The sequence below is a fragment of the Streptomyces atratus genome (assembly GCF_014648655.1).
GTDB classification, from domain to species: domain Bacteria; phylum Actinomycetota; class Actinomycetes; order Streptomycetales; family Streptomycetaceae; genus Streptomyces; species Streptomyces atratus.
Genome location: NZ_BMRN01000027.1, coordinates 19,281 through 34,268, shown reverse-complemented (window position 1 = coordinate 34,268; position 14,988 = coordinate 19,281). Strand labels below are relative to the sequence as shown.

Here is a 14,988-nt window from a genome sequence, read left to right as displayed (position 1 = left end):
AGCGGATCACAAGGCGTCGGCCGCCGGGGCGGGGCCGGCCACGGCGGGAAGGGCCGGGACGACGCCGCGTGCGCGACGCCTGCCTGCTCGGCGTTCCCGGCGGAGGGCTCTTCGGTAGGAGCGGAAGTCAATTTCGATCCCGTGGTGGTAGGTGGGTACGTACGTCTTGCGATGGCGGCGCCACTCACGCGCGATCGCCCGCGTCATGTCCGTCGGCGACGGCAGCGCGACCGCGCCCCCGATCAGCTCGGCGATCCATTCCGCCTGCGGTTCGAGCAGCGGGAACGCCGCACCGGAGGGCTGCGCGAGCCCCATGAAGTAGAGCCCCGGGACGCGGGGCGGGACCGTGCGCAGATACAGCTCCGTGCGGCCGTCCGATCGGGAGACGCGTACCGCTTCCGTGGACATCCGGAAGACCTGGCACGACGGAGCAGCGCGATGGACGTCACAGATGTGCACCACTCCTACCGGCAGCACGCCGTTCTACGGGGTGTCGACCTCCGGCTGCGGCCAGGGGTCCTCGCCGGGATCGTCGGGGAGAACGGCGCCGGCAAGACGACGCTGCTGAGGATCCTCGCCGGTGAACTCAGGCCGGACCGGGGCTCGGTGCACCACAGCGGCAGGTTCGGCTACTGCCCGCAGTCCGTGGTCCTGGACGACTCCTTCACCGTCCGCCAGCACCTGGACTTCTTCCGGCACGCCTTCGGGCTGGCGGACCTGCGGCGAGCCGAGGAAGTGATGGAGACCCTGGCCTTCACCGAGTACCTCGACCAGCGCGCGGGTCTGCTCAGCGGGGGCTCACGGCAGAAGCTGAACCTGACCCTCGCGCTCATGCACGACCCGGACGTGCTGCTGCTCGACGAGCCCTACCAGGGCTTCGACTGGGAGACGTACCTGCGGTTCTGGGAGCTGGCGACAAGGCTGCGCGACGCCGGACGCTCGGTGCTGGTCGTCTCGCACCTGGCGTACGACATCGAGCGGCTGGACCAGCTGTGGCGCCTGGAGGACGGGCGCCTCCACCACCAGGACCGGCGCTCGAAGGCGGCGGCATGAGGCGGCACTGGTCCCTGTTCACCACGGCCTCCCGGTACGCGCTGATCGGTCACGCCCGCAACCGGTTCGCGATGCTGCTGGTGGTGCTGTACATCCCCGTGTGGATCGCCCTGGCCTACGTGACCATTCCCGACCGGCCGGCGCCGTTCCGGCTGCGGGCCACGGGCGAGGTCCTGACTCCGCCCGGCAATCACCTCACCCAGATCACCGGCGCGCTGAACGCGGTCACCCTGATCGCCGGGTTCATGATGTTCGCCGCCACCTTCACGGGCGGTGCCTTCGACCGGCGCCTGGCCATGGCGGGGTACCCGCGTCACCACCTGGTCCTTGCCAAGCTCTCTGCGCTCACCCTGGTCTGCGCCGCCGTCGCGGCATACGCCACGGCCGCCGCCGGCTTCGCCTGGTCCCCCCGGCAGCCCTTCATGCTCGCTGCCGCGCTGTTCTGCGCCGCCCTGACCTACGGCGCGCTCGGAGTGGTTTTCGGCTCGGTGGTCCGCCGTGAGGTGGAGGGCATGTTCGCCATCCTGATGATCAGCATCATCGACGTCGCCCTGCAGAACCCCCTGTCGAGCTCCGGGTCGGACAGCGCCGTCGTGCGTTTCCTGCCGTCGTACGGAGCGGTGCAGGCCAGCATGTCCGCGGCCTTCTCCACCGCGCCGGTGGCCGAGGGCCTCGCGATCCAGTTGCTCTGGCTCCTGGGGGCGGCGCTGGCCGGGTTCATGGTCTTCCGCCGGCGTACCCGCGACGCACTTCCACCGGAACGGAAGCGACGCACACCGGACCACTCCGGGCCCGGTGCGGACGCGGGTGCGCCTGCGCACACGCCGGAGCCCGGCGCAGCCGCACAGCGCGTACGACCCACCTGACCGGCGGGCCACCGGCCGTCTGGCCTGACAGCCGCCGTGACCTGCGGGAGCCGGCGATCGTTCTGCAACCGGGCGTTGATTCGCCGCCTGATCACTACATTCTTGACATAAGGAGTACCACCCCCATGACCCTTTCGCGTACCGCCCGGAGCGCAGTCCTCACCGCGGCTCTCCTGTCCGCCTCCGCCCTGGCCTTCCCCGCCTCCGCGCAGGCGGCTCCGCTGCCGCCCGCGTGTCAGGAGGCGCTGCTCACAACCCTCGACAAGTTCCCCGTCGTGGACTTCACGGTCCCCGACAAGGTCCAGAACGCCATGCTGAACGAGGTCGGGAACCTGAGCGAGGCCGACCAGCAGGCCTTCACCGAGAAGGCGTGCGCGGCCTGGAACAACTGGGCCACCAAGAAAGGCCAAGCGGTGGCCACGGACCTGGACACCCGCTACCGGAACGCCGCCGGACCCGCGTGCAACAAGTTCACCGCCTCCGCCATCGGGACGATCAAGAAGTACGCCCCGAACATCCCCGCCGAGACGCGGGAGTTGGAGAAGGTGGCCAAGAAGGTCTGGCAGAACGCCATGCAGAAGCTTGCCGTGGAGGCCACCAACGCCGACTGCCGTAAGGCCTACAACGGGGTAAAGGCCGGCTGGTAGCGAGACCCGTCGGATGACGCCCCCGTCCGCCGTCTGATGTTTCTCTCTGTCGCCTGGCGTTTCTGTCCGTCGTCCGAGCCGACGGCCCTGGTCGGTCACATCGACTCCGTAGCTGCGCGCAAGGGTGTCGAGGCCGTGGTAGCAGCCCTGGCCGACGGCACGGAAGTTCCGGCCGAGACCGCGCCTGTGGGACTCGCGGTGTTGTTTCCGTACCTGGACGAGCCGGCGCCGTCTGTTGACGGGGGCCGGGGCCCGGATCCCGGGACACGGCAGGAGCCGGGCCGTCGCGCAGGCGGCCGAGGCCGGCGAGACCACCGTCCGCAAGGCCGTCGACGAGTGGGAAGCGGGGGCGGACCCGCTGGGTCGGGTCCGCCCCCGCCCCGGAGGCGGCGGGCGCAAGAAAGCCGTCGAGGTGGATACGGGGCTGCGACCCGAACTGTCGGCACTGGTCGAGCCGGCTCCAGCCGGCACCGGCGGGACGCTAGCCGACCTCGCCCCGGCCGCGGCCGCCGCGCTGCGGCTGCTCGCCGACGCCATCCCACGCGGCACCGACCCCGACGACGTAGTGCAGGCGCTCGAACAGGCCGGAAGGAGTCCAGCGGGCGCGCTGTACGTCGCCGTGGTTGGGCCCGGCGTACCGCACGCGCTCGTCGGACAAGGAAAGCTTCGAGTTGCCGAGGTACGGCGAGACGCCTTCCGACCTCAGTCGCCACCACCACAGGGTGACCGCTCTGACGAATACCCCTGTGCCTGGCGCGTTACCGGTTAACGGGTGTGTCACCTTCGTAGTTGCGTCGTCATTCCTGTCGCGCCTGTTTGCCAACGGGAGGGACAGGTGTTCCAAACAGCAGGCGTGGCAGTGCCAGATCAGCGCCTCGGGGGCCGCTACCGCTTGGTGCGACAACTCGGCGAGGGCGGTATGGGACAAGTTTGGTCGCCGACATCGCCCATACCCCAGAGAGCCTGGCCTGGATCCTCGGGCGCTGGGCAGGGGGATACAGATCGGCGGCCGGCGTCTGGGCGGTGCCTTGGCGGGCACCGCCCCCAGGCTTTGTATGACAATGCCGTTGCTCTTACAGGGCGACCGGTTCGTGCGACGACTTCCTCGACTTCACCAGGTACATCAACAACGTCTATTCTCACCGAGTTACGCCGTTGACCAGGCGGGAAGAGCGGGGGAGTCACACCATCATGAGCGGTACGAACGGGGACGGACGCGACGAGCGGGACGACAGCGTCGACGGGGGTATCAAGCCGCTCGCGGTGAGCGATCCTGCGCGCATCGGGCCGTATCTGCTGCTCGGGCGGCTTGGTGCCGGTGGCATGGGGCGGGTGTTCCTCGCGCGGTCGGACAGCGGGCGGACCGTAGCCGTGAAGGTGGTGCACGAAGAGCATGTGTCGGACGAGCAGTTCAGGGCGCGGTTCCGGCGGGAGATCGAGGCGGCGCGGAGGGTCGGTGAGCGGTACACGGCGCCGGTGCTCGACGCGGGTCCGGGCGACGAACAGCCGTGGGTCGCCACGGGGTACGTTCCCGGGCTCTCGCTTGAGCAAGTCGTCCGGCTGTACGGGCCGTTGCCGGCCGCGGCCCTGCACTCCCTCGCCGACGGGTTGCTGAAGGCACTCAAGGACATTCACGGCGCCGGGATCGTGCACCGCGACCTGAAGCCGTCCAACGTGATGCTCACTGTGGACGGTACGAAGGTCATCGACTTCGGGATCGCGCGGGCGCTCGAGACGTCCGTCGATTCCTTGTTGACCAGTACGGGGATGGTCATCGGCTCACCCGGGTTCATGTCGCCGGAGCAGGTGCGCGGGCAGCGCGCGGGGGTCAAGAGCGACGTGTTCACCCTCGGGTGCGTGCTGACGTATGCGGCGACGGGGCAGCTGCCGTTCGGGCAGGGGGCAAGCAATCAGCACGCGGTGATGTTCCAGATCGTGGAGGGCGAGCCCGATCTGACGCGTGTTGAGGACGCCGCGCTGCGGGCGCTCATCGCCCGGTGCCTGACGAAGGGAATCGACCAACGGCCGGACGTCGACGAACTGTTGGAGGACCCCGAGCGGCCGCTTCCCCGTACCGTGCGCGGTGCCTGGCTGCCCGCCGGCGTCGTCGCGCACCTCGCGCAGCAGTCCGCACGGCTGCTCGATGCCGAGGCGGCGCCACTGCGGGAGGAGCCCGTGGACCTGGCGACTGTCGGGCTGCGGCCGAAGAACGGGCTTCCCGAAGTCGTCGTGGCGGACAACGACACCACGACGCGACGGCGGGAGCACGAAGGGCGGCCCCGTCGGCGTCACAGGCTCATCGCTCTGCCCATCGTTGCCGTCATCACTGTCGGCGGCGGCACGGTCGTCCTGCTCCAGCCCTTTGGGGGCGGCGGCGGGGACGGAACACACGCCCAGTCACCGGGCAGCAGCGCGAGTGCCACTCCTGGTGGCAGTAACTCGCCGAGCGATCCCATCAGTTCACCTTCCCGGGGAGGAAACGGGAAGGACGGGGGCGACGGAAAGGGGGAGAACGGCGAGAAGGGGCGAGCCAGCGAGAAGGGGCGGGCCAGCGAGAAGGGGCGGGCCAGCGAGAAGGGGCCGGGCGGGACGAACGCCCGGGAGAGCGACGGCAGTTCATCCGAGGGCAACGGCAGCTCCGACAGCGGCGGCACCGGAACCAGCGGCGGCACCGGCTCTACGGGGTCGTCCGGCTCTACGGGGTCGCCTGACTCTTCGGGCTCGGACGGCGGAGATCCGTCCGGCTCCGGCGGCTCGTCCTCCGGCTCGCGGCCGCCCGCCATGAAGAGCTACAAGGCCGTGTACACCAACTCCTGTGTTGGCGCGTGCGACATGCCAATCAAGGTGAGCTGGCCGGCGATCTCCGGAGCGACCAGGTACGACATCCACTACACCAACACGGGCAGCAACTTCACCAAGAAGAACGTCGACACCACCTACTCAACCGGCAGCACCAGCTACACGATCAAGGGCCCGTACTCAGGTGACGAGATCTGCGTCACGGTGCGCGCAGCCAATAAGTACGGCGCCTCCGCCTGGGCGGAGACCTTGTGTGACACGGTGCCCTACTAGGCCGTGTATCGAATGTGCTGGTCGCCGGCGCGACACCGTCGGCGGACGACCCGAACTCGCGTGCGATCTACGCCCGGTCATGCTGGGATCAATCGCTATGAATGATCATTTCCTCAATGAAGCCGACTTGATGGACAGGATGGAACGGAACCTGGCGGGACATGCTTGTCACCTGCATCGGAGCATGACTGGTGCGGCCGTCACAGAGGCTGATGACCTCCTGGTCGCCGACAGTGGCCTGGACGACGACACTTTCAACATTGTTGCCGCGGCCCGCTTCACCGCTGCCACCGCCCCGGCACGTATCACCGAGACCGCTCGGACGCTGGCTCGCACTGGCCGCCGTTTCTCCTGGTGGGTGGGGCCTGCCTCGACACCACTGGACCTCACCGCCCGCCTGACGGCGGCCGGTCTGTCGGCGTCCGAACGCGAGACGGCCATGTGGGCCGAGCTGGACGACACCCTGCCACTGCCCGCCGCCCAAGGACTGGACATCCAGACGGTGGCCACGCCCGAACAGCTTGCCGACTACGCCACGGTTCTCGCCGCGAACTGGGACCCGCCTGCTGACACCGTCCGCCGCTTCTTCGCCCAGGCCGCCCCGCAGGCACTGGCCGCGCACTGCCCGGCCCGGTACCTGGTCGGCTACGTGGAGAGCCGTCCGGTCTGTTCGGCTGAAGTGTTTCATCACGCGGGGGTCGCCGGCATCTACAACATCTCCACCCTGGCCGCCCACCGCCGACGTGGCTACGGCGGTGCTATCACGCTCGCGGCACTCCGCACGGCCCGCGACCGAGATCACCGCATCGCGGTCTTGCAGGCGTCAACCGACGGCGAGCCCGTCTACCGCCGCCTGGGGTTCCGCTCCTGTGGCCAGTTCACCGAACACACCATCAACCCCTGAACCACCTAAACTCCACCGGCCCTCCGCCCGCCTTTCCTGACGGTGCTGGTCACAGCCACTCGTTGATGGCCGCTACGAGGACAGTGAACTCGTAGCGGACCGCGAGCTTGTCGTATCTCGTGGCCACAGCGCGGTGCCTTTCGAGGCGATCAATGCCACACTCGACCGCGTGCCGAGCCTTGTAGTCCTCGGCGCCGAACTTGGGCGGCCGGCCACCACGCGAGCCGAGATTCCTGCGGTTGCGGGCCTGGTCGGCCTTGTCCGGGATGGTGCAGCGGATACCGCGTCGGCGCAGGTAGGTGCGGTTCTTTCGGGACGCATACGCTTTGTCGGCGCGGACCAGGTCGGGCCGGGTCCGCGGACGCCCCGAACCCAGGCGGGCGACATGGACCTTCTTCAGAACGGGCTCGAACTGAGGGGAGGCGCCGTGCTGTCCGGCGGCGATCACGATGGACATGGGCCTTTGCCCCTACTCGACGGCCAAGTGCAGCTTGGTCGTCGGGCCGCCGCGCGGGCGACCGAGGCAAGCGGGCGTGCGCCGCCGTCAGCGGCCAGGTGGACCTTGGTGCTCAGCCCGCCGCAGGAGCGTCCGAGCGCGTGATGGTCCGGCTCGTCGCTGCCTGCGGCCCTTTTTTGCGTGCCCTGGCGGCGTGCTGGTGGGCCCGCACGACGGTGGAGTGCACCGACATCGTCCAGTCCAGATCGTCAGGCGTCGGCTGCTGCCAGCACCGCTGCAAGGATCCTCGTCCAGGTTCCGTCCACGGCCCACCGAAGCAGCCGCTTGTGAGCGGTCTGGAAAGGGCCGAGTTCGTTGGGAAGATCCCGCCAGGGCGAACAGGTGCGGTACTTCCACACGATGGCCTCCAGCGTGCGGCGATGGTCGGCCAACCGCCGCCCACGGACCGGGTGAGCCGGCATCAACGGCTCGATCCGAGCCCACATCACATCAGTGATCACTAATCGGGCAGACACATCCGATCAACTGATCAGACAACCGAAGAGACACGGCCTGGACGAATGGCTCAAGGCCGCTCGCTCCAACCTCCGCCTCCAAGACGCCGCGTCGCAGACCTTGAAGCCCAACTCGCTTCTTGCGACGAGTGATCGCCCCCAGGCAGACGCCTCGTGGCGCATGGCGGCGTCAGCCGGCCGTCGCGGCTCGAAGACCGCCACCGCCACGCGGAGCTCCGAAGCCAGCGCGTCCCAGAGCTCCTCCAGGAGTTCATCCTGCTCGGCTGCCTCGGTGCGGACTTCGAGGAAAAGCTCACCGGTCGCGACCACGTGGCCGTTGGAGCGGTACGTCGTCATCAGCACAGCGCCCCCGGCTCCAGATCCCGGACCGCGAGCGTCAGCACGTCAGCCGCGACTGCGTTGCGCGGCGCCGAACCACGCCTCCCGTGAAGATCGGTGGGGCGGGTTCGTACCCCGGTCCGCCAAGCACGTCGATCGGTCTTTGCCGCAGTGTGAGCCTGGCGGGGATGCGACTGGCTTGCCCCTGGCCGTCTTCCGACTCGGGCCACAATCCCGTTCAATGACAACTGAGTCAACCGTGGTGGCGGTGAGGGGGGATCAGGTGGCGGAGGATCCGGGGCAAGGGGACGCTCCCGCAAGGCGGCTGGGTGAGATCGCTGCCCTGGTCTCGGCGATAGCGGCGGTGGCCGGCATCCTGCTCGGCATCTTCGGGGTGCCGTCCTTCCTCCGGCGCAGCGAACTCAGCGAGTTCCGCAGGGCATTGGAAGACGAACATCCAGCGGGCCCGGCCGCTACTGAACTTGATCGGGTGTTGTCGGGCATGCAGCTCATCGTGCTCCGCATGCCTTGCACGATGGTGTGATCGTGCGCCCGGGCGATCGGAATCCGGTTCGTTGCAGGGCGCCGGGACCGCTAGGGTCAGGCGGGTGAGTGATCTTCAGCCCGTCGTATGGCTACTTACCGGCATGCCCGGCTCGGGCAAGACCACCTTCGCGAAGGCGTTGGCTCGAGGCGGTGTCGTCCGTCTGTCAGTGGATGACCAAATGACAGCCCGGCATGGACGGATCGGCAAGGACCACGCCGAGCACGAACATCTCGCGCTGCAGGCTCCCGTGATCGAGGACGTTCGGCGACAGCTCGTCGCACTCCTACGGGAAGGCCGTTCGGTAGTGCTGGATCACGGCCTGGGCACCCGCGCGGTCAGGGACGATTACAAGCAGCTGGTCACGGAGTATGGCGCCAGGTGGCGGCTCGTCCACTTCCAGGCTGATCACGATGAGTTGTTGCGGAGACTGGCCAAGCGGAACAACGAACAGGAACATGGCGTGATTTCGCCAGAGACGCTGGCCTGGATCGCCGAGCACTCCGAAGCCCCTGCGGATGAGGGCGAAGAGCCCCCAGTACTTCCAACCTCAGCCTGACAAAGATCCCGGGCTGAGATGGCTGCCGGTCACGCCGCTTCAGCAGCCGCCACGTCCCCTCCACCGTGTAGCTGACGTGGAACAACCGTCCGATCAATGTCTTCACCCGCGCCGGCGTCCACCGCTGGTCAACCCGGCCCGAGCAGCCGGCCGTCGACAGCATCGACCGACGACGCGAGCGTCAGTACCCCGATGCCGCCGACGGCCGTGACCCAGAACAGTGCCCGGACAAGGAACAGAACGGCGTACAGCGGCCACGGCAGCGACTGCCTGCCACCGGCAGGCACGACGCCCGCACCTGCACCACCCGGAACTGTGAATCCCCGTGCGTCGGCCACGACGGGACCCCCAAACGATCCATATTCTGAGGCAGTTCAGCCACTCCACTGATCCGACCGCTAGAACTCAAGCCCCATCCGGGTCCCAATCAGCCGTTACGCGCGCACAGTTTTGGCCGCGATTCCCCAAAGGGCCAACCCAGCTCCCCTTGTCGTAGAGACGACATGTCGCAATCACGGCACCCGCAACAGGTGACACACGGGCCTCGGAAGCCGGAGTCTTGATCCGAACCGCGCGCTCCACGCCCGCACCTTCTCGAAGAGGCCTCCGATGCACCCACGGCTCCGCCCCGCCGCGCTCATAGCGACAGGTGCCCTCATCGCCGCCCTGGCCCCTGTCCTGGCCCCCTCCTCCCACGCGACCGCCGCCACCGCCCGCCCGGCGGCCCCGCCTCCCGGACCTCCACCGTCACCCTCATGACCGGAGACCGGGTGAACCTGGAGCGCTTCCCCGACGGCCGCCAGGCCGTCTCCGTCGAGCCGGGCGGGGAAGGCGCGGGGGGCAGCTACGAGCAGGTGGAGATCGTCGGCGACCTCTACGTACTCCTCGGCGAGGCACTGCCGTATCTGGCCACCGGCGCACTCGACCGCCGGCTGTTCGACATCACCGGCCTGATGGAGCGAGGCTACGACGATCACGACAGCCACCCGCGCCGCGCCGCCTGCCACACCAACTGCGTCCGCGTCGCGGCGCCGGCGCGCTGCATCAGCACCTGGATCCGGCGCTGCACCGTGCGCTGGCTGACCCGTAGCTGCGAGGCGATCGCCTTGTCCGCGACCCCGGCGACGACCAGGGACAGCAGATACCGCTCGTCGTCGGCGACGTTCGCACCGGGCCGCGGACTGCCGCCGAAGTCGGCCAGCTCGCCGGAGTCCGTGACGTGCAGCGGCGACGCCGCCGCCCACTGGTTCTCGAACAGCGCGATCAGCGCGTCGAGCAGGCTGCTGCCGCGGACCACCGCGGCCGTCGGCTCACCCAGCGAACCACCCGAACCGCCGTGCATCAGCGGGCAGATGGCGATCGAAGCGTCCGCGATCACCATCCGCACCGGCAGCGTCCCGGTAGCCCGCGCCTGCTCACCCGCGCGGATGCTCCGGGCAACGTTGTCGACCATGCCGGGCTCCTCCAACAGTGCGCGCTCGTAGACAGCCTTGTACCGCACCCCACGGGCGAGCAGCTCCCATTCCTCGTCGTTCTCCGCCGCAGGCATGGCCACGTGGCCGGCCTTGCAGAGCCACCGCATCTCACTGGCCCCGTATGCCATATGACGCAGCCGCTGCCGGATCACACTCGCCCCCGTGATCACCTCGACAAGCTGCCCCGCGTCATGCCGCCGCCCCCCGGCCCGGTACTCCTCGGTGAGCTGCTCCACCCCCCGCCGCGCCGACTCCAGCGCCTCATGCCCACGCAGCAGCAGCGGACGCAGCGCCGCATCGGGCGCCACCGGCACATAGCGCACCGCGCCCCCCGCCGGGGAAACGGCCACCCGCCCCACCAGCCCCTTGTCGTGGAGCGAGGCCAACAGCCTGTGTGCCTGAGCCACTTCGAGCCCCAGCTGCTCCGCGATCAGCGCGGCATCAGCCTCACGCACCCCGACGAGGAAGCGGTACACCCGTTCCTCCCCAGCCCCGATCCCCGCGGCCTCCAGCATGTGTCCGCCTCTCACGACGCCCCCACCCACCCCAACCGATGTACCACCCACCAGAAACAGCGTGATCTAACCACACCCGCACACCGGGACGATGTCCGCACTATCACGCACGACGACCATCCGACTTCGATATGCGCAAAGTGGCGGCGAGCCGACATGTCACTTCTTCGTCAGGCGCGGCCGTAGCGTCGGTGCCCCTTCCTGCCGAGGCTTGACCCGCCGGTCGCGGAACCCTCCCTGCCGGCGGAAGGAGAGCGTTCAGCATGCGTTTCAGGCGAAGAGCCGCACTGCTCAGCTTCACCTTGGCGACCACCATGGCCACCACCCTGGCCGGCGGCGGCCTGGTGCACGGTGCCACCCCCGCACCGAAGACCGGGGAGGACGCGGTAACCACCCCGTCCCAAGCAGAAGTCCGCACCGCGAAGGTCACCCTCGTCACCGGAGACCAGGTGACGGTGGCCACGAAGGCGGGCAAGACCCTCGCCGTCAATATCACCCCGTACCACCGCAGTGCGGCCGAGCTGCGGACGTACACCGTGGGCACCGATGTGTACGTGATCCCGCGCGACGTCGAAGCGCTGGTGCACAACGGCCAGGTGGACGGCCGGCTGTTCAACGTCACCCAGCTCATCGCCCAGGGGTACGACGATGCCCACCACGCGTCGACCCCGATGATCGTGCGCTACGCGTCCGGCGCCAAGGACACCGCACCCGGCGGCGCCCGCCTCACACGGAAACTCCCCGGCGTACGCGGAGCCGCCGTCAGCGCCGACAAGCGCAAGGGCGCCGCGTTCTGGGAGGCCGTCGACGACGACAGCGCCCGCGCAGGTACCCCCAAGGCCCGCCTGTCGGGCGGCGTCCAGCGCCTCTGGCTGGACGGGAAGGTGAAGGCGCTCCTCGACAGGAGCGTCCCGCAGATCGGCGCCCCGGAGGCGTGGAAGGACGGTTTCGACGGCACCGGCGTGAAGGTCGCGGTGCTGGACACCGGTGTCGACGCCACCCACCCCGACCTCGCCGACCGCATTGTGGAAAGCCGCAGCTTCGTCCCCGGCGAGACGGTGCGCGACGGCCACGGCCACGGCACCCACGTCGCCTCCACCATCGTGGGAAGCGGAGCCGCCTCCGGCGGGAAGTACCGGGGCGTGGCACCGGGCGCCGGGCTGATCGTGGGCAAGGTGCTCGACGACGGCGGCAGCGGCTCGGAATCCTCGATCATCGACGGGATGGACTGGGCCGCGCACTCGGGGGCGAAGGTCATCTCCATGAGCCTGGGCGGCGGGGAAGGCGCCGACGGCACCGACCCCATGGCGATGGCGGTCAACGAACTGACGGCGCAGACCGGCGTGCTGTTCACCATCGCGGCGGGCAACAGCGGCCCCGCGGCGACGTCCGTCGGCTCACCCGGAGCCGCCGACGCGGCCCTGACGGTCGGCGCCGTGGACTCCACCGACGCGGTCACCGACTTCTCCAGCCGGGGCCCACGAGGCGGTAACGGCGGGCTCAAGCCGGAGATCACCGCGCCGGGCTCGCGGATCGTCGCCGCCCGCGCCGCCGGCACGACGATGGGCACACCGGTGGACGGCTCGTACACCACCGCGAGTGGCACCTCCATGGCCACGCCGCACGTGGCCGGCGCCGCCGCGATCCTCGCGCAGCGCCACCCCGACTGGACGCCGGCCCGTTTGAAGAGCCAGCTGATCAGTACGGCCAAGACCACCGCAGCCACCTCCGTCTACGCCCAGGGCGCAGGCCGCGTGGACGTGGCACGCGCACTCCGGCAGCCCGTATCGGCCAGCGGCACGGCCGACTTCGGACTGCGGGACTGGGACGCCACCGCCCCGGTCGGGAAGGAGATCGAGTACGTCAACGACGGCGACCAGCCGGTCACCCTCGCCCTGAAGGTCGAGAACGCGGGCGAGGAACTGCCGGCCGGAGTGCTCAGCCTGGGAGCCGACTCGGTGACCGTGCCGGCGCACGGCACCGCCGCGGTCGACCTCACCCTCAACACCGCCGGCGTGACGACCGGATCCCACGGCGCGCACGTCACCGCGGTCTCCGCCGACGGTCGGACGGCGGCAGTGACGGCTGTCGGCTTCGGCCGCGACGTACAGCGCTTCGACGTCACGCTGAAGGTGCTCGACCGCGACGGCAAGCCGACGAGCGGCATCGCCGCGGTCACCGCCTGGCAGCTGGGCCGCTTCGGACTGCCCGAGACGTACCCGGTCGCAGCGGACGGGACCGTCGTGGTGCGGGTACCGCGCGGCGAGCACGCCTTCATCTCGGAGATCTTCCACTACAACTCCGACTGGAGCAGGCTGGAGGAGTACACCTACGCCGCCCAGCCGGGCACGGTGATCGACTCCGATCGGACCTTCACCCTGGACGGCGCCAAGGCCGGCCCGGTCACCATGACCACCTCCCGGCCGACGGAGACCAACCGCACCCGCATCGGTCTGAACTTCCAGGCCGTGGACGGCGACCGCATCTACGACCGCGAGACATGGCTGGACGGCGAGACGGCCGTGTACTCCGTCCCGTCGCAGACCGCGAACGAGCGCTTCGAATCGCGCGCCGGCTGGTCGCTCGGCGCACCCGCACTCGACGCCCGCCTCGTCGGGCACGGCAACCGGACCCTGGACGCGGCCTACCTCGAGGGCTGGACGGGCTCCGCACGTATCGACGGCACCCGCGTCCTGCGCGTGGCGAAGGCCGGCGAGGACGTCCGGGGCAAGCTCGCCCTGGTGAAGCGGAGCGCCGAGCGCACGGTGCGAGAGCAGGCCGACGACGCCGCGAGCGCCGGTGCGCTCGCCATCCTCATCTACAACGACATCCCCGAGAACTGGCTCGCAGGTAACTGGGGCACGACGGCCACCAAGATCCCGGCGATGACCCTCTCCGGCACCCAGGGCGAGGAGCTGGCGGCCCTGGACAACCCCAGGATCAGGATCTCCGGTACGGCGGTGAGCCCGTACTCCTACGAGCTGCTGAAGTACCGCAAGGGCGGCATCCCCGCCGACCAGCGCTACCGGGTACGCGACCAGGAACTGGCCACCGTGGACTCCTCGTTCCACGCCTCGACGCCGGCCACCGAAGGCGGATACGCCCGGCTGACGCGCTCGCCGATGCAGCCGACGGCGAACTTCGTCTTCGACCGGGTGGTCCTGCCGCGCTCCCGGACCGAATACGTCTCCGCGGACGTGCCCACCTGGGAAGCGGTGAAGGCAGCTCCCGTGTGGACGTCGGACGGCTCCTGGAAGGTGACGAACCCCTCGACGCTCAAGGCCGGACAGCGCGTGCACCGCGACTGGAACAAGGCCGTGGTACGCACCGCGCTGCCGGACGCACAGTCCAACTCGGCCGTCCGGCAGGGCGATCTCGGTGTGGTGGCGTCGGGCGGTCTGCTCGACACCGCGCCGGACCAGGCCTTCTCCGCCGAAGCCGGCAGTGACAAGGCGCTGTCCACCGTCTACCGGGACGGCCAGCTCCTCGGCAGCATCCGTTCGGCGCCCGTCGCCTTCCCGATGACGGCACAGCGCGCCGAATACCGCGTGGTCACCGACGTGCAGCGGGACGCCCCCGGCTGGACGACCTCCACCGAGGTGCGCACCGACTGGCGCTTCCACTCCGAGCGGCAGGAAGGACCGACCCTGCTCCCCGTCCTGTCGGTCGACTACCGACTCGACGTCGACCAGGCCAACAGCGCCAGGCCGCACTCCACCACCCGCATCGGACTGGGCGTGCGCTACCCCAAGGGCCTGAACGGTCTGAAGCTCGCCGGGGCGAAGCTGTGGGCCTCGTACGACGACGGCACCAACTGGCGGCAGGTCCGCCTCGACAGCGGCCTCAACGGCACGATCCGCAACCCCGCGAACGCGGGCTTCGTGTCGCTGCGCGTGCAGGCCACTGATGCCGATGGCAACACCATCGAGCAGACGGTGACCCGCGCCTACCAGATCCGCCGCTGACCGATGCCGGGGCGCCTGCACCGCAGGCGCCCCGGCATGCGTGTCCACCCAGCGACGGTGACATGGCCGGGCCACACGTGGCATCCGGCCACTGCTGG

The 14,988-nt window shown here is 69.5% G+C and carries 13 protein-coding genes and 3 pseudogenes; 9 read left to right on the top strand and 7 right to left on the bottom strand.

Features of this window, described 5'->3' with window-relative positions; all coding sequences use genetic code 11:
• Window positions 1-6: 6 nt before the first annotated feature.
• Entirely contained in the window at window positions 7-408 is a 402-nt protein-coding gene (locus IEZ15_RS30465) for a hypothetical protein (protein WP_189280246.1), read from the bottom strand.
• Between the two features lie 30 nt (window positions 409-438).
• On the opposite strand from IEZ15_RS30465, the gene IEZ15_RS30460 reads away from it, so the two are divergent.
• From IEZ15_RS30460 to IEZ15_RS30435, 6 genes and pseudogenes are all read left to right on the top strand, one after another.
• A complete protein-coding gene (locus tag IEZ15_RS30460; protein WP_189280245.1) occupies window positions 439-1,053 on the top strand; it encodes an ABC transporter ATP-binding protein in 615 nt (204 codons plus the stop codon).
• Entirely contained in the window at window positions 1,050-1,919 is an 870-nt protein-coding gene (locus IEZ15_RS30455) for an ABC transporter permease (RefSeq protein WP_229846192.1), read from the top strand. Before IEZ15_RS30460 ends, IEZ15_RS30455 begins: the two co-directional genes overlap by 4 nt.
• A 125-nt stretch (window positions 1,920-2,044) precedes the next feature.
• A complete protein-coding gene (locus IEZ15_RS30450; protein WP_189280244.1) occupies window positions 2,045-2,566 on the top strand; it encodes a hypothetical protein in 522 nt (173 codons plus the stop codon).
• Between the two features lie 186 nt (window positions 2,567-2,752).
• A pseudogene (locus tag IEZ15_RS47680) lies at window positions 2,753-3,035 on the top strand (ISAzo13 family transposase); the annotation flags it as partial.
• 722 nt (window positions 3,036-3,757) lie between these two features.
• Entirely contained in the window at window positions 3,758-5,638 is a 1,881-nt protein-coding gene (locus IEZ15_RS30440; protein WP_189280243.1) for a protein kinase domain-containing protein, read from the top strand.
• Between the two features lie 139 nt (window positions 5,639-5,777).
• Window positions 5,778-6,542: a GNAT family N-acetyltransferase gene (locus tag IEZ15_RS30435; RefSeq protein ID WP_189280275.1), complete on the top strand. Its 765-nt coding sequence runs from the start codon at window positions 5,778-5,780 to the stop codon at window positions 6,540-6,542.
• 49 nt (window positions 6,543-6,591) lie between these two features.
• On the opposite strand, the pseudogene IEZ15_RS30430 reads toward IEZ15_RS30435, so the two are convergent.
• Together IEZ15_RS30430 and IEZ15_RS30425 are read right to left on the bottom strand one after the other, a co-directional pair.
• Window positions 6,592-7,514, bottom strand: a pseudogene (locus tag IEZ15_RS30430) (IS5 family transposase).
• Between the two features lie 6 nt (window positions 7,515-7,520).
• The gene (locus tag IEZ15_RS30425; protein ID WP_189280242.1) at window positions 7,521-7,850 is read right to left on the bottom strand and encodes a hypothetical protein; all 330 of its coding nucleotides are present in this window, start codon (window positions 7,848-7,850) and stop codon (window positions 7,521-7,523) included.
• A 223-nt stretch (window positions 7,851-8,073) separates the two neighbouring features.
• Between IEZ15_RS30425 and IEZ15_RS30420 the strand changes: the two genes are divergently transcribed.
• Together IEZ15_RS30420 and IEZ15_RS30415 are read left to right on the top strand one after the other, a co-directional pair.
• Window positions 8,074-8,376: a hypothetical protein gene (locus IEZ15_RS30420; RefSeq protein WP_189280241.1), complete on the top strand. Its 303-nt coding sequence runs from the start codon at window positions 8,074-8,076 to the stop codon at window positions 8,374-8,376.
• Window positions 8,377-8,440: 64 nt separating this feature from the next.
• A complete protein-coding gene (locus tag IEZ15_RS30415) occupies window positions 8,441-8,935 on the top strand; it encodes a P-loop nucleotide/nucleoside kinase family protein (RefSeq protein WP_189280240.1) in 495 nt (164 codons plus the stop codon).
• 10 nt (window positions 8,936-8,945) lie between these two features.
• On the opposite strand, the pseudogene IEZ15_RS47675 reads toward IEZ15_RS30415, so the two are convergent.
• From IEZ15_RS47675 to IEZ15_RS30395, 4 genes and pseudogenes are all read right to left on the bottom strand, one after another.
• A pseudogene (locus IEZ15_RS47675) lies at window positions 8,946-9,074 on the bottom strand (winged helix-turn-helix domain-containing protein); the annotation flags it as partial.
• The gene (locus tag IEZ15_RS30405; RefSeq protein ID WP_189280239.1) at window positions 9,064-9,222 is read right to left on the bottom strand and encodes a hypothetical protein; all 159 of its coding nucleotides are present in this window, start codon (window positions 9,220-9,222) and stop codon (window positions 9,064-9,066) included. The gene IEZ15_RS30405 and the pseudogene IEZ15_RS47675, both read right to left, overlap by 11 nt.
• 225 nt (window positions 9,223-9,447) lie before the next feature.
• A complete protein-coding gene (locus IEZ15_RS30400) occupies window positions 9,448-9,912 on the bottom strand; it encodes a hypothetical protein (RefSeq protein ID WP_189280238.1) in 465 nt (154 codons plus the stop codon).
• Window positions 9,909-10,925: a helix-turn-helix domain-containing protein gene (locus IEZ15_RS30395; RefSeq protein WP_114248288.1), complete on the bottom strand. Its 1,017-nt coding sequence runs from the start codon at window positions 10,923-10,925 to the stop codon at window positions 9,909-9,911. Before IEZ15_RS30395 ends, IEZ15_RS30400 begins: the two co-directional genes overlap by 4 nt.
• A gap of 263 nt (window positions 10,926-11,188) precedes the next feature.
• Between IEZ15_RS30395 and IEZ15_RS30390 the strand changes: the two genes are divergently transcribed.
• Window positions 11,189-14,890 carry a S8 family serine peptidase gene (locus IEZ15_RS30390; RefSeq protein ID WP_189280237.1) on the top strand — a complete coding sequence of 1,234 codons (3,702 nt, stop codon included), beginning with the start codon at window positions 11,189-11,191 and terminating at the stop codon, window positions 14,888-14,890.
• Window positions 14,891-14,988 lie beyond the last annotated feature (98 nt).